Below are 14,463 nucleotides of genomic sequence, written 5' to 3' on the forward strand. Positions count from 1 at the left end.
CTGGGACGAGGCGCGCTTCGGCCTCTCGCTCGACCTGGAGCGCTTCATGATCGTCGCCACCAGCGACTTCAACATGGGCGCGATGGAGAACAAGGGCCTGAACATCTTCAACACCAAGTACGTGCTGGCGAGCCAGTCCACCGCCACCGACGTGGACTACGCCAATATCGAAAGCGTGGTGGGCCACGAGTACTTCCACAACTGGACCGGCAACCGCGTCACCTGCCGCGACTGGTTCCAGCTCAGCCTGAAGGAAGGCCTCACCGTCTTCCGCGACCAGGAGTTCAGCCAGGATCTGGCCGGCGAGGCCAGCGCCCGCGCCGTCAAGCGCATCGAGGACGTGCGCGTGCTGCGCACCGCCCAGTTCCCCGAGGACGCGGGCCCCATGGCCCACCCCGTGCGGCCCGACAGCTACATCGAGATCAACAACTTCTACACCGTCACGATCTACGAGAAAGGCGCGGAAGTCGTTCGCATGATGCAGACGCTGGTCGGGCGCGATGGGTTCGCCAAGGGCATGCAGCTCTACTTCGAGCGCCACGACGGCCAGGCCGTGACCTGCGACGACTTCGCCGCCGCCATCGCCGACGCCAACCCGGGCTCGCAGCTGTCCACGCGACTGGACGCCTTCAAGCGCTGGTACTCGCAGGCCGGCACGCCCCGCGTGACCGCCCGCGGCGAGCATGACGCCGCCGCCCGCACCTTCACGCTGCGCTTCACGCAGCAGACGCCCGCGACGCCGGGCCAGGGTGACAAGCAGCCGCAGGTCATCCCCGTTGTCATGGGCCTGCTGGACCGCCATGGCGTCGCATTGCCGCTGAACGCCAACGGCGACACGGAGCAGGTGCTGGTGCTGGACCAGGCCGAGCAAAGCTTCGTCTTCGAGAACATCGACAGCGAGCCCGTGCCCTCTCTGCTGCGCGGCTTCTCGGCGCCCGTGGTGCTGAACGACGGCCTGTCCGATGCCGGCCTGCTGGTGCTGATGCGCCACGACAGCGACCCCTTCAACCGCTGGGAGGCCGGCCAGCGCCTGGCGCTGAACCGCATCCTGCACGCACTGCGCGACGGCCAGCCGCTGGTGCTGAGCACCGCCTTCATCGAGGCGATGCGCGGCGTGCTCAACCACCCCGAGCTGGACCCGGCCTTCAAGGAGCTGGCGCTGACACTGCCGGGCGAGAGCTACATCGCCGAGCAGCTGGACGTCGTCGACCCGCAGGCCATCCACGCCGCCGTGATGGCCGCGCAAACCCAGCTCGCCAGCGCGCTGCGCGACGACTGGGCCGCCGCCTTCGAGGCCCACCAGGTGCAGGGTGGCTACACGCCCGACCCGGTCTCCTCCGGCAAGCGGGCGCTCGCCAACCTGGCGCTGTCCATGCTGGTGCTGGATGCGCAGTCCAGCGGCGACACGGTCTGGCCCGGCAAGGCCTACCAGCGCTTCAAGGACGCATCCAACATGACCGACCGCATGGGTGCACTGGTCGCGCTCGTGAACGCGAACGCCGCGCTGGCCGCCCCTGCGCTGGAGCGCTTCCACGCGCTGTTCAAGGACGACGCGCTGGTCATCGACAAATGGTTCCAGCTCCAGGCCCGCGCGCCCGAAGCCGAAGGCCGGGTGTTCGCCCGCGTGAAGGCGCTGACCAAGCATGCCGACTTCACGCTGAAGAACCCCAACCGCGCGCGCAGCCTGCTGGCGTCCCTGTGCATGTTCAACCCGGCCGCCTTCCACCGCGCGGATGCGGCTGGCTATGTGTTCTGGGCCGACCAGGTGCTGGCCATCGACGCCATCAACCCGCAGCTGGCCAGCCGCATCGCCCGCGCGATGGACCGCTGGGCGCAACTGGCCGAGCCCTACCGCGCGGCGGCCCGCGAAGCCGTGGCCCGCGTCGCCGCCAAGCCCGACCTGTCGGGCGACGTGCGCGAGATCGTCGAGCGCGCACTCGCCTCGGGAGAATGACATGTTGACCCCCTCGCCCACTTCGTTCGCTGCGCCCCGAGGCGGCGCTTCGCTCCCTTGGGACGGCACGGCAGGAGTTTCGGCATGACCCGCCAGACCAGCCTGACCCAGTACCTCGTCGAGCAGCAGCGCGAGCACGGCCACATCCCGCAGGAGCTGCGCCTGCTGATCGAGGTCGTCGCGCGCGCCTGCAAGCGCATCGCCATCGCCGTCAACAAGGGCGCCTTGGGCGACGTACTCGGCAGCGCCGGCAGCGAGAACGTGCAGGGCGAGGTGCAGAAGAAGCTGGACATCATCGCCAACGAGGTGCTGATCGAGGCCAACGAGTGGGGCGGCCACCTCGCGGCCATGGCCAGCGAGGAGATGGACGGCATCTACGTCGTCCCCAACCGCTATCCGCAGGGCGAGTACCTGCTGCTGTTCGACCCGCTGGACGGCTCGTCCAACATCGACGTCAACGTGTCCATCGGCACCATCTTCAGCGTGCTGCGCAAGGTGGGCCATGCGCGCGGCGTTTCGGAGGAGGACTTCCTGCAGCCGGGCAAGCAGCAGGCGGCTGCCGGCTATTGCGTCTACGGCCCGCAGAGCATGCTGGTGCTGACGGTGGGCGACGGTGTCGCGATGTTCACGCTGGACCGCGAGACCGGCTCCTGGGTGCTGACGCAGGACCAGGTGCGCATTCCCGAGGACACGAAGGAATTCGCGATCAACATGTCCAACATGCGCCACTGGGCGCCGCCGGTGCGCCGCTACATCGACGAATGCCTGGCCGGCAGCACGGGCCCGCGCGCCAAGGACTTCAACATGCGCTGGGTCGCCAGCATGGTGGCCGACGTGCATCGCATCCTCACGCGGGGCGGCGTCTTCATGTACCCCTGGGACCAGCGAGAGCCCGACAAGCCCGGCAAGCTGCGCCTGCTCTACGAAGCCAATCCGATGTCCTTCCTGATCGAGCAGGCCGGCGGCGCGGCAACCAATGGCGCCGAGCGCATCATGGACCTGAAGCCGGGCAAGCTGCACGAGCGCGTCGCCGTCGCGCTGGGCTCCCGCAACGAGGTGGAACGGTTCACCGCCTACCATCTCGCCGAGAAGCAAAAATAACCGCTATAATGGCGGGCTTGGCGATACAGCACTACTGAATCAGCCATAGGCCGGCATAGCTCAGTTGGTAGAGCAGCGCATTCGTAATGCGAAGGTCGGGGGTTCGACTCCTCTTGCCGGCACCAAAATTCCATGTAGATCAACAGCTTACAAAGCCGCCATGCGCGGCTTTTTGTTTGTCGGTGGCACAGATGGCACAGTCTTACGGTGACTGTTAGGTCGCATTCGGCACTGCCGTGAGACACTGAGAGTTCTAGATCACAGACCGGGCGTCGGCCGAAATCGACGTGTGGGGCCACCGCCCCGTAGTGAAGCCAGCGGTAGCTGACCACTTCACCCTCCGCCGGCTTGACCAGAGCGTCAAGCACACATGCAGCGACCCCATCGCTGGCTGGGAGTGCCGAGTCCCTCTACGGGACCAACTGCCCAGTGCCGGTTGGCCATGATTTATCTGTGGTGCGCAACGTAGCCGGAACATCGTTCTGGGTATGTACTCGCGCCTTCCCTGAGCAGCAATCGCCGGCTTTGACGCTTGGGGACTTTCGATTCCTTCGAGTCTGACCCAGGACTTCTCTGCGCACGCATCGACGGAAAGCAACCGCTCGCGTCGATAGCGGTGGCGCCCGATCCCGGCGAAAGGTCGTCGGTCAGGCCCAACCTGCTGGAGTTCATCCTGCACGGCGTGCGCTACCGCTCAAGCATGGCGTGTCTACGGCACTCGGTGTCGAGCCCCTGGCCAGTCGATTGACGGTGGCCGCCAGGGAGGCGCCCGCTTGAGCGCACCCACCGCCAGCGCCAAGGGGCCCACGCTCTCGCCGCGCTATCGGATGGCACCGCAGGCCGCGCTGGCCGACCCGGCCCTGCATTGCGTGCTGGCCTTGCCCGCATGTCGGGCGGCAAGGTCAACAGCTAAGGCTCTTCTTGCTGTTTCAGACTGCACGCAGCACGGGCGGTCGGGTGCCGGCACCAAACAAGTCAAAGGGTCGACGCCCTCCGGCGTCGCCCCCTTGTGCCCTTCGGCCAACTCGGCGCCGCGCTAACCCTGTTCGGCCAGGAAGATCTCGACGCGGCGGTTGGCCGCACGGCCGGCCTCGGTGTCGTTGCTGGCCACCGGCTCATGCGAGCCGCGGCCGGTGATGCTGACCCGTGACGCGGCCACGCCGCGCGAGGCCAGATAGTCGCGCACGGCAGCTGCCCGTTCGCGCGACAACGGGTCGTTGATGGCGTCGCTGCCGGTGCTGTCGGTATGGCCGACGACGGTCACGCGCACGGTCGGGTCCAGGTTGCGACCGACCTCATCCAGCACCGGGCGCATCTGCGGCTTGATGTCCGCGCGGCCGGTGTCAAAGGACACGTCGCTAGGCACGTTGAGCTTGAGACGGTTGTCCTCCGTACGCACCACCTCAACGCCCGTGCCCTGGCTGGCCTGGGCCAGCGCCTTGCGCTTGTCCTCCATGTGCTTGGACCACAGGTTGCCGGCCACCGCGCCGACCGCGCCACCGATGACGGCACCCCGCCCGGCGCTGCCGCCGGTCACGGAGCCAAGGATGGCGCCAGCGACCGCGCCGGCGCCAGCGCCCTTGGCCGTGCCTTGCTCGCGCTCGCTCATGGAAGAGCAGCCGGCGGCCAGCAGGGCAGCACCGACGAGAGCCGCCACGGCCGTGCGGCGCAGGGCGGGATGGGAGGGATTGGATACAACACGCATGGAAAACCTCTTCACGGGGGATATTGGGGGCTCAGGCCTTGCGGCCACCGCGGGCATCCTTGATGGCCTTGCGGACATCGCCGACGGCCCTCTGGATCTTGCCTTCGACCTGGGTCGCCACGCCCTTGAGCTGCGGTCGGGTACTGCCCATGGCCACGCCCAGTTTGCGCTGCGCCTTGCCGACCATGTCCTTCGCACTGCCCTTGATCTGATCGCTGTCCATGGCTTCGCTCCTTTGCGGTGCCCTCCTGGCGAGATGCCGGGAGCTGCGTCAGCCTAACGGCGGGCCAGACTTCGCCTCGCCATCCTGGGCCGGGTCGGGCGGTGGGCCCTGTCCTACGCGCCGCGACAGAGCGGCGGCCCCCCACTGCCGCTCCTCCTACGACCGCGCCGGGTCTCGTCCGCTGCCCGGCGCCGCCCGCGGCGACCAAGCTTAGCCCACATCCTTCACCAGGAGACCACCTTGGGCAAGCAATTTCCGGCATGGCCGCGCCGCGTTCGCGGCATTTCTGGAGTCACGCCATGACGACCGAAACCATGGACGGCGCCCTCGCGGCGACCGCCAAACCTCGCCTCGACGATTTGCACCCGGACCACCCGCGCCGCCCCGGCGGCAGCCGCATGGGCCGACTGATGAAGCGCAGCCGCACGCGCACGGCCGGCATCCGCTTCGAATGGGTGCTGCGCACAATCGGGCCGGTGCTGCGCGTCGTCGCGACCTGGACCGACCGTCTGGGCCAGCCGCATCACACCTCGTTCTCGGTGCAGTGCAACGGCCTGGAAGGTGCACTGGACCGCGCCATCGCGTCGCGCATGTCCTGCGGCGCGCCGCGGCCCAACCGGGAGGACCTGTTGCGGCGCCTGCAGAAGGAGTTCGCCACAGCGCCCTATGTGGCCGACCGCATGGCCCGCCATGCACCCGGCCGGACGGCGCCGGCCAACCTGTTCACGCAGAAGGTCGCGAACGACCGCTGCTGATTCCCGCCCTGCCTCTCAGGGCAGCCTGGCGAGCATGGAGGCCTCGGTCGCCTCGTCCCAGAACAACGGATACAGGCAGCGCGCCGAGGACAGCATGTCGGCGCGGCCGGCCCACAAGGCGATCTGCTGGCGGATGGTCTCGAAATCGATGCTCATCAGGACGGCCGGCGCATCCACGCGCGGGTTGTGGCGAGCCGTCGTGTACGGCAACAGTCCCAGCCAGCGGCGATAGAAGGCCACGTGGCGCGGATTCACCTCGATGACCAGCCGCTGGCAGCGCGCGCGGCGATGGGCATGGAGATAGCCCAGATGGAAGATCTGGGCCAGCAGGGCCCGGGAATCCGGCGCGTCGCGGTCCACGGCCAGGCGACCGAATTCGCAGAGCTTGACGCCTGCCGCCCGCCATTCGGCCAGCTCGGCCTCGAACAGCAGGTCTGTGTGCAGGCCGCCGATGCCATCGAAACGCACCGACATGGTGCCGACTATGCGGTCGCCGTTGCGCGCCGTGCAGACGATGTCGCCGTCCTCGTTGCGGCTGTTGAAGCGCTCCCGCGTGACGGCCAGGCCGCGATCCCCGTAGCGGCGCTCGACCAGATCGTAGGCATCACCGTCCAGGGCGCCGAAGTCGCTGTCCAGTTCAAGCGGCGGTCCGCCATGGGGGTTCAGCGGCGTACGGCGGCTTTCTTCAAAGATCGGGATCATCGACTACGTCCTTGGCGCCCAACGCACCAAGCCGCGGAGTCTAGGGAATGAAACGAGACAATTCGTTGGGGCTCACAGACCGATACAACTGAATTTTTGCCAATTTTCGGGTTTATATGTCACCTAAAAAGGTGACAACAGCGCCGTCAAAGGCCGCCGGCTGCTCGACCGGACCGAGCTGAGAGGCCCCGTCCAGCAGGCACAGCCGCGCGCCGGGGATGACGGCCGCCAGCCCGGCCACCCGCTCGGGCGGCACTTCGCCATCCAGCGCACCGCCGATGACCAGGGTCGGCCCCGCCCAGCGGGTCAGAGCGTCGCGCAGGTCGGCGTCGCGGACGGCGGCGCAGGCCAGCGCATAGGCGGCCGGGTCCTGGGCCAGCAGGATGTCGCGCAGCAGGATTTCGACGTCGGGACGGGTCGCGCGCAGGGCCGGGCTCAGGTAGCGCGCCAGCGCGGTCTCGGCGACGGCCGCCATGCCTTGGCTGCGCGCCGCATCGATGCGGCCATCGAGGCCGGCGCGCACCACCTCGGGGTAGTGCGAATCGCAGTGCGCCAGCACCAGGCCACGCAGCAGCCCGGGCCGCGTGGCCGCGAGATGCTGGGCCACCAGGCCGCCGAGGGACAGGCCGATCATGACGACGGGCCCGCAGCCCCATTCGGCAACGAGGCGGGCGGCGTCCTCGGCCAGCTCGGCCAGGCCCCAGTCGCCGCGGGTATTGGGCGAGCGCCCGTGGCCGCGCAGGTCGTAGCGCAGCGTCGGGTGGCCAAGGGCCGCCAGGCGGGCGGCCAGGCCCTGCCAGACGGCTTCGTTCAGGCCCGGCGGGTGGGCCAGCAGCACCGGCACCTTGTCGCCCTCGCCCTGCAGCGTCACGGCGAGCTGGGGGCGGCTGAAGGTCGTATGGTGGCGCGGGCGCGCGGCCGGCATCAGCGGCGCCGGCTCGGGCTTGATGCCAAGCTCGGCCAGCAGCGCCGCGGCGCGCTTGAAGGCCGTGTCGGCGGCCGGCATGCCGGCATAGATGCTGCCCTGGATCAGCACCTCGCGCAGGGTCTCGGGCGGCAGGCCCGCGGCCAGCGCCGCTCGGCAATGCAGGTCGAACTCCTCCCAACGGCCCTGGGCCATCGTGAAGGCGAGGACGAGCAGGCGGCGTGTCGTGGTCGGAAGGCCGGGGCGGTTCCAGACGGCGTCCCAGGCATGACGGGTGACGAGGTCCTGGAAGTCGGCGTTGAAGGCGGTGGCGTCCAGCGTCGCGCGGCGCACCCAGACGTCGCCCAGCACCTCGCGGCGGCGCGCGAGGCCGTGGTCGAAGTCGTCGCGACGATCGTCGTCGGTCAGCACGGGCATCTGAGCCTCCCTGCGCATGGGCCCGGGGGTTGCAGTCATCGGGCGAGCATACCGGCGCCCTTCAAGAGAAAAGGCCACGCATCGCGTGGCCTTGGAGAGGGGCGCAGCGCCCCGCGTCAGACGGCGTACTTGGCCACCAGACGGTTCATGTTGGTCATCGACAGGCGATGCATCTCGATCAGCGCGATGAGGCCGTTGCGATGCAGTTCCAGCACCTTGGCGTCGGGCAGCTCGGCATACTTCTTCTCATCCAGGGCCAGGAAGCCCTCGACGTCGAACTTTTCGCCGTTGGGCAGCGTGGCCTCGAAGCGCATGTCCTGCAGCAGCTCCATCTCGACCAGCAGGTTGCAGATCAGACGGGTGCGCTCGGCCTCCTGCTCGAAGTTCTCCAGGAAGGACTTGGCGTTCAGCAGGAACTCGGTCGGCTCGCCATCCTTGAACAGCGCCTCGCCGGTGGTCTCGTTGAAGGCCGGCCACTTGCTGTCGTAGCAGACGGCCAGGTTGTTGGAGCTGTCGTCCAGGCGGGCCATCACGAAGGGGTAGCGGCGCACATAGGCGGGCGCGTAGTTGCCCGTCCACCGGTCGCCGTCGACGAACAGGTTGGAGCCGGCGCGCAGGCCCAGCACGGCCAGCGGCGCGACGGCGGGCTTGGCCTCCGCCGCGACGTTGCCGGCGCGCACGAAGACGATGGGGTATTCCTTGCAGGCGTCGGCGAACTCGACGGCGGCCAGGAAGACCGAGTTCTGGTCGGCGACGCGGCCGACGACGGGCTGCTCGGTGTCCAGCTTCAGGTTCTTGTGGACTTCACGGTCCAGCGGCAGCAGTTCGCCGTACATCGGGGGGTTGCTCATGTTTCTTTCTCTCCAGGTTCGGCCAGGCGACTGACCAGCACTTTGTCCACACGCTTGCCGTCGAGGTCCACGACCTCGAATCTCCACGCGTCCCACTCCACCACATCGGTCGTGCGCGGCAAGCGCCCCAGCAGCAGCATGATCATGCCGGCCAGGGTGTTGTAGCGCCCACGGTCCTCTTCGGGCAGTTCCTTCAGCTCCAGGCGGTCCTTCAGCTCGGGCACGGGGATCAGGCCGTCGATCAGCCAGCTCCCGTCCTCACGCTGCACCGCCCAGGCATCGCCATCACTGGGAGCGTTGAACTCCCCGGCGATGGCTTCCAGTACGTCGCGCACGGCAATCACGCCCTGTACCTCGCCGTACTCATCGACGACGAAGACCAGCGGCGCGTCCGAGACGCGGAAATGTTCCAGCAGCTCCATGCCCGACAGCGTCTCGGGCACGAACAGCGGCGGCTCCAGGCCGGCCGTCAGGTCCAGCGGGCGCCCTTCCAGCATGCCCGCCAGCAGCGCCGGCGCGCTGGCCACGCCCAGCACATCGTTCAGGCCGCCGCGGCACACCGGGTAGCGGCTGAAGCCATGCTCGCGCAGCACGGCCAGCACCTCGGCCGGCGTCGCGTCGGCGTCCAGCCAGGCGATCTCGGCGCGCGGAATCATCATGGAGCCGATCTGGCGCTCATCCAGCCTGAACACGTTGCGCACCATCTGGTGCTCGTGCTCCTCGATGACGCCGGCGTCCAGCCCCTCTTCCAGGCTGGCCGCGATCTCCTCTTCCGTCACGCCGCGCGCGCCCTTGTTGCGCAGGCCCAGCAGGCGCAGCGTGGCCTCCGTCGAAATGCTCAGCGTGCGCACCAGCGGGCGGGCGATGATGGAAATGAACGTCATCGTCGGCGCCACCAGGCGCGCCACCGTCTCCGGATAGATCTGGCCGATGCGCTTGGGCACCAGCTCGCCGAAGACGATGGTCAGCAGCGTGATGATGACCACCACCATCGCGGTGGCCGCGATCTGCGTGGCGTTGGGGTTCAGCGCAAACGTCGCGCTCAGCCACGCTGACAGCGGGCCCGAGAAGGCCGCATCGCCGACGATGCCGTTGAGCACGCCGATGCCGGTGATGCCGATCTGCACCGTCGACAGGAACTTGGTCGGGTTGTCGTGCAGATCCATCGCGGCCTGCGCGCCACCCTCGCCGCTCTCCACCATCACCTGCAGCCGCGCCTTGCGGCTGGCGGTCAACGCCATCTCCGACATCGCGAACAAGCCGTTGAGAAGGATCAGGAAGAGAACGAGAGCGGTGTCCATCGAAGGCGCCAATCCAGGGAAGCCGGATCTGCGCGCGGTCAAAAACGAAGGCCGGGAGACTATCAGAAGGCCGGCCCCCGGCCCATCGTGCGATCCCTCGCTCAGGGGCCAGGGCGGGGACAATCGCACCATGAACTACCTGATCGGCGACGTCCAGGGCTGCTGCGACGCCCTGGAGCGGCTGCTGCAACGCCTGGATTTCTCCCCGTCGCGCGACCGGATCTGGCTACTGGGCGATCTCGTCAACCGCGGGCCCCGCTCGCTGTCCACCCTGCGCCGGCTCATGCGGCTGGGCGAGGCCGCCACCTGCCTGCTCGGCAACCATGACCTGCACCTGTTGGCCGCCGCCCATGACGTGCGTCACGCCCACCGCGGCGACACACTGGACGACATCCTCTCCGCGCCCGACCGCGGGGCACTGCTGGACTGGCTGCGCCGGCAGCGCATGGCCGTCTTCGAGGCGGGCTGGCTGATGGTGCATGCCGGCGTCGTGCCGCAATGGAGCCGTGACGAGACGCTGGCGCTGGCCTCCGAGGTGGAGGCCGTGCTGCGCGGGCCGGACCTGGCCGGCTTCCTGCGCGAGATGTACGGCAACGAACCCGCCCGCTGGGACCCGGCGCTCGCCGGCACGGCGCGCCTGCGCTTCACCGTCAACGTGCTCACGCGGCTGCGCTTTTGCAGCGCCGACGGCGCGATGGACTTCAAGACCAAGGACGGCGCCGGAGGCGCGCCGCCGGGCTTCCTGCCCTGGTTCGAGGTGCCCGGCCGGCGGAGCGCGGACACGCCCATCGCCTTCGGCCACTGGTCCACGCTGGGCCTGCTTGACCGCCCCACCCTGCTGGGCCTGGACACCGGCTGCGTCTGGGGCGGGCGGCTGACGGCGGCGCGCGTGGACGGCGTGCAGCGCGAGATCATCCAGGTCGAGTGCGCGCAGTCGCAGAGGCCGGGCACCTGAGCCCGCACCCGTAGAATGCGGGGCTCCGGAAGCGTGGGAGAGTGGTTTAATCCAGCGGTCTTGAAAACCGCCGAAGGTGTGAGCCTTCCGTGAGTTCGAATCTCACCGCTTCCGCCAATCTCAAGTAAGTCGTTGATCCACCTGTAGTGTTCCGTTAACCATAAGGTGTCCTTAAATGACAGCTTTTGGCTTAACCGACGGTCCGCCACATTTTGCTTTTTCGCAAAAATGCGCTAACAGGGTAAGCGTCCAGGCAAGTCATGTTGATCCGCTGACCCGTGTTTAGGATGCTCGTGTCCATCAACGACTTGATGGGTACGTACGCACTATGGACCAAGCAGCCCCAGGCCGCCGGAGGCGAGTTCACAGCGCCGAGTTCAAGGTCCAGGCAGTGCAAGCATCGCAGCAGCCGGGAGTCTCGATGGCGGCTGTGGCCATGGCTCACGGCATCAACGCCAACCTGCTGCGGCGCTGGGTCCATGAGAGAGCTCAGCCTCAAGTCGATGCAGTGACCGTCAGCGAGAAGCCCGTGGGCTTCATCTCGTTGCCGATGCCGGCGCCATCCGTGCCGCCTGCGCCGAGCGCTGAGCCCATCCGCATCGAAGTCCGCCGCGGCTCGACCGTCGTTGCGGTGACCTGGCCGGCAGGTGCTGCCGATGCGTGCGCAGCCTGGATGCGCGAGCTGCTGCGTTGATCCGCATCGACGCCGTGTGGCTCGCGTTGGACATGCGCGCTTGCACCGAGACTGACCTTGCCCCCGAAAAACGTAGTTCTTAGCTGATGGTGAAATCAGCTCGTGTTCGCCAGGGCTCGGGGACACACATGCTCACCTTCTTGTTGAAGCTCGAACAAGCACAGTGGCGCATCAAGGACATCTCCTATGAAGGCGATTCAACTTCTCTGTCCAGCAAGTTGGATTCGAAGCATTGAGCGGGTCTGTTGGCATTCAGCGCTCTCAGCCGAACCTGGCCCCAACGCTTAGTTGCGTCTCCCCGCGGCCGTTCGTGGTCTCGACGGCCGTTGACAACGGATTGACCGGATCGCTGCCGTCAGAGCCTGTCAACCTGATTTCGCCGCACGCTTACCTAGCAGGGTGGCCCTGGTAAGCGCAGATCTCGGCCTCGAAATGGACCTCTCGGTGAAGGGGCGGCACTCAAACACCCTGTTTGGTGTTATTTGCGGCGTAGGCTACACGGCAGCCTCAATCCGGCGCTTCGTCATTCAGTGTCTGGCCGTTCATGGCACGTTGCACGGCGGCCTCAATGGCGTCCATCACCTCAGGCTGCACGCGGTCAGCGTAGCGCTTGCGTCGGTTGATCGACAGCGTGCCGCCGTTCTGGAAGATGGTCACGATCAGCGTCGCAAGGTCGCTGCCGCGGAGGTCGTGCCGGGCATCGATGTGGCGTTTCACCCGGTCAAAGATGCCGAGGAATGCCACCTCCTGGCGCATGTGCGTGTCCAGCGACGCCTCGGCCATGTCCAGCGTAAAGGCGGCTGCCTCGGTCAGGTCCATGCAACGGAACCAGACATCCGCATCAGCTGCCCACTCATAGGCGTAATGCTCGTCTCCCGCCCACGTCACCTGGCACAGCCCGCGCGCCGGCTTGCTGAACGCGGTCAGGGCCTTCAGGTAGTCGGCCTCGTGCTTCTTCATGGCCACCGAAATGGGCAGTAGGAACTGCGGCGGCAGAAGGCCCGACTGCCCCAGGCAGTGGTGAATCAGGAAGCGCGACAAGCGCCCGTTGCCATCCATGAATGGGTGGATGAACACAAAAGCAAACGACACCACCGCCGCGTGCACCAGCGCATCCAGCGTCGGTGGGCGCTGGTTGGCCAGGCGCATCAGGCATTCCATCAACTCCACAGCCAGCTCTGGAGCCGGCGGCACGTAGGTAACGCCGGCGGCTCCAGGAACGTCCTTCTGCAAGCGGTTCTGTTCGGTGCGGAACTGCGCAGCCTTGTCGAACGGGTTGGAGATGGCCGCGTTCTGCAACTCCACGAGAAGGTCTTCCGTCAGCGGGCGCTGCTCATGAGCGCGTCGTAGCAGGGCTGCGAACAGGGTGGCCTTGTCGTGCGTCGGCGCCTCACCCTCGATGGCAAATGAACCCTCGGTTTCGCTGAGGTAGGCCCAGGTCATGGCGCGTTCCAGCAGTGCCGGCCCCACCTCGGCGGCAAATGCCTGGGCCTGGCCCAGCACATCCTTCTGCACCCGGGCCATCAGCGCCGGGGTCTTGCGCACCACCGGGCAGAAGTCCAGTTCACCCAGGCCGTTGAACTCGATGCGCCAGCGGGCGTCGCGCTGGACCGGGCCCACGAAATACTGCTCGGGGTCGAACAACGGGGCATAGGCCGAGGCCACGCTGAAGCCGTCCAGGCCCGGCAGCCGTCGCCGATGCCACCGCTCCCACAAATGCCCCAGCTTGCGCCCGTAAAGGCTGTTGGGCGCCGCCTGCACCAAAGCCGCCAGTTCCTGCGGCGGCATGCGTTGCACAGCGCTCAATAGCAGCGCCAGGTTCACCCCTTCGTGCTTCAGGGCAAACAGCGCCTGCTGCCCCAGGTTGGGTTCAGGCGCCAGCTTGTGCGGCACCAGCAGGCTGCCGTCCGGCTGCCGCTCGATGCGCGTCACAGAAGCCAGGCGAGCCCGTTGCGGCCCCAGGAAGTCGGGTGCGCCCACGGCATCCTGAATCCAGGCGTAGCCAATGTCGTTCATGTCAGTGGAGGCCTCACGCGCTGAAAAAAACTCAGCTCGCAAGAATTATTGCCAGAATCTACTTTCCGATAAACTTTTTCTTCAAACCAGCCAGCGCAGGCCATGCCGCACCGCCAGCAGCGGCCAGAAAATCCTCAGCGGCAGATCTTTTTTGCCAGTTGACCATGGCGATCGTTCATTTTTGCCAGAAGTGGCGCCCAAGACCTGCCCGGCGCCCGAGTCAGGACGCCTTCGGGGACTCTGCTTCAATCGCCTGCCGCTTCACCGCATCCAGCGTCTGCCCGCCCTCGGTTTTCCACTTCAGCCAGCCGTTGGCCGTGCGGCCCAGCAGCGCCACGGCGGCCATGCTGGGGGCCCGGGGGAGCGGAGGTAGCCGTGGTAGGCCTGGGCGACACCGAACACCTGCACGACGCGCACGAGCCGATGGCGGCTCTTGGCCGACTACGCCTCCGGCTCCGATTCAGTCCGTGCACCATTGCCACTCCACCTCGCTCAGCTCGCCGTTGGCAAACTTGAAAGTGAACTTGTCGCTGCAGATTTCCGCGAGGCCTCGGTAGGAAATCCAATTGGCGCCGCTTTCCTCAGGAGCGCCAAGCTGCCTCCGCACTTCGGTCGGGCTCGAAGTGCCAACATATATGCCGCTCACAAGATGCCCGCTGCGAATTACCCGCAGCCCAATTGGAACCGGCTTGCTTGGCATGTCTGGCAATTCCAGCCAGGTAGTCGGCCCTGCAAAATCCGTTTTCTCCATCGAGCCCGCGAACGGCGCTCTCGCTGTAACGGCTGGCGGCGTCGGCGCGTCGGCGTGCGAGTCGGCTTAGGCTTGAGCCGGCGAGCCTCCTGAGGCGTCCAATGGCGCCCACG

The 14,463-nt window shown here is 67.2% G+C and carries 13 protein-coding genes and 2 tRNA genes; 7 read left to right on the forward strand and 8 right to left on the reverse strand.

Annotation, left to right across the window (positions count from 1 at the left end; translation table 11 throughout):
* From pepN to JOY88_RS10265, 3 genes are all read left to right on the forward strand, one after another.
* Nucleotides 1–1,954 (forward strand): aminopeptidase N (pepN, locus tag JOY88_RS10255; protein WP_293502172.1); only part of this gene is annotated, 1,954 nt, incomplete at its 5' end.
* Nucleotides 1,955–2,038: 84 nt separating this feature from the next.
* On the forward strand, nt 2,039–3,055 hold the full coding sequence (locus JOY88_RS10260; RefSeq protein ID WP_293502174.1) for a class 1 fructose-bisphosphatase: 1,017 nt from the start codon (nt 2,039–2,041) through the stop codon (nt 3,053–3,055).
* 49 nt (nt 3,056–3,104) lie between these two features.
* Nucleotides 3,105–3,180, forward strand: a tRNA-Thr gene (locus tag JOY88_RS10265).
* Between the two features lie 911 nt (nt 3,181–4,091).
* On the opposite strand, the gene JOY88_RS10270 is transcribed toward JOY88_RS10265, so the two are convergent.
* Both JOY88_RS10270 and JOY88_RS10275 read right to left on the reverse strand, forming a co-directional pair.
* On the reverse strand, nt 4,092–4,727 hold the full coding sequence (locus JOY88_RS10270; RefSeq protein WP_524539208.1) for a YiaD family glycine zipper/OmpA-like lipoprotein: 636 nt from the start codon (nt 4,725–4,727) through the stop codon (nt 4,092–4,094).
* Between the two features lie 64 nt (nt 4,728–4,791).
* Nucleotides 4,792–4,983 carry a CsbD family protein gene (locus JOY88_RS10275; protein ID WP_293502178.1) on the reverse strand — a complete coding sequence of 64 codons (192 nt, stop codon included), beginning with the start codon at nt 4,981–4,983 and terminating at the stop codon, nt 4,792–4,794.
* 299 nt (nt 4,984–5,282) lie between these two features.
* On the opposite strand from JOY88_RS10275, the gene JOY88_RS10280 reads away from it, so the two are divergent.
* Nucleotides 5,283–5,738 carry a hypothetical protein gene (locus JOY88_RS10280; RefSeq protein ID WP_293502180.1) on the forward strand — a complete coding sequence of 152 codons (456 nt, stop codon included), beginning with the start codon at nt 5,283–5,285 and terminating at the stop codon, nt 5,736–5,738.
* 15 nt (nt 5,739–5,753) lie between these two features.
* On the opposite strand, the gene JOY88_RS10285 is transcribed toward JOY88_RS10280, so the two are convergent.
* The 4 genes from JOY88_RS10285 to JOY88_RS10300 all read right to left on the reverse strand — a co-directional run bounded on the left by JOY88_RS10285 (nt 5,754) and on the right by JOY88_RS10300 (nt 9,934).
* Nucleotides 5,754–6,440, reverse strand: a complete 687-nt coding sequence (locus JOY88_RS10285) for an N-acyl amino acid synthase FeeM domain-containing protein (RefSeq protein WP_293502182.1) — start codon at nt 6,438–6,440, stop codon at nt 5,754–5,756.
* A gap of 112 nt (nt 6,441–6,552) precedes the next feature.
* Nucleotides 6,553–7,782: a bifunctional 4-carboxymuconolactone decarboxylase/3-oxoadipate enol-lactonase PcaCD gene (pcaCD, locus tag JOY88_RS10290; RefSeq protein ID WP_293502183.1), complete on the reverse strand. Its 1,230-nt coding sequence runs from the start codon at nt 7,780–7,782 to the stop codon at nt 6,553–6,555.
* A 116-nt stretch (nt 7,783–7,898) separates the two neighbouring features.
* Entirely contained in the window at nt 7,899–8,633 is a 735-nt protein-coding gene (locus tag JOY88_RS10295) for a SapC family protein (RefSeq protein ID WP_293502184.1), read from the reverse strand.
* Nucleotides 8,630–9,934, reverse strand: coding sequence for a hemolysin family protein (locus tag JOY88_RS10300; protein WP_293502185.1), 1,305 nt, complete (start codon nt 9,932–9,934; stop codon nt 8,630–8,632). The genes JOY88_RS10295 and JOY88_RS10300 overlap by 4 nt, the downstream gene beginning before the upstream one ends.
* 130 nt (nt 9,935–10,064) lie before the next feature.
* Between JOY88_RS10300 and JOY88_RS10305 the strand changes: the two genes are divergently transcribed.
* From JOY88_RS10305 to JOY88_RS10315, 3 genes are all read left to right on the forward strand, one after another.
* Complete coding sequence (locus JOY88_RS10305) at nt 10,065–10,889, forward strand: symmetrical bis(5'-nucleosyl)-tetraphosphatase (RefSeq protein WP_293502186.1); 825 nt, start codon at nt 10,065–10,067, stop codon at nt 10,887–10,889.
* A gap of 27 nt (nt 10,890–10,916) precedes the next feature.
* A tRNA-Ser gene (locus JOY88_RS10310) sits at nt 10,917–11,006 on the forward strand.
* A 211-nt stretch (nt 11,007–11,217) separates the two neighbouring features.
* The gene (locus JOY88_RS10315; RefSeq protein ID WP_293502187.1) at nt 11,218–11,583 is read left to right on the forward strand and encodes a transposase; all 366 of its coding nucleotides are present in this window, start codon (nt 11,218–11,220) and stop codon (nt 11,581–11,583) included.
* Nucleotides 11,584–12,090: 507 nt separating this feature from the next.
* Here JOY88_RS10315 and JOY88_RS10320 read toward each other — a convergent pair.
* Together JOY88_RS10320 and JOY88_RS10325 are read right to left on the reverse strand one after the other, a co-directional pair.
* Entirely contained in the window at nt 12,091–13,599 is a 1,509-nt protein-coding gene (locus JOY88_RS10320) for a Fic family protein (RefSeq protein WP_293502188.1), read from the reverse strand.
* Between the two features lie 220 nt (nt 13,600–13,819).
* Entirely contained in the window at nt 13,820–13,945 is a 126-nt protein-coding gene (locus JOY88_RS10325; RefSeq protein WP_293502189.1) for a DUF4357 domain-containing protein, read from the reverse strand.
* Between the last annotated feature and the right edge of the window lie 518 nt (nt 13,946–14,463).

Origin of the sequence: Roseateles sp., from assembly GCF_019237615.1 — a bacterium.
Classification (GTDB): domain Bacteria; phylum Pseudomonadota; class Gammaproteobacteria; order Burkholderiales; family Burkholderiaceae_C; genus Pelomonas.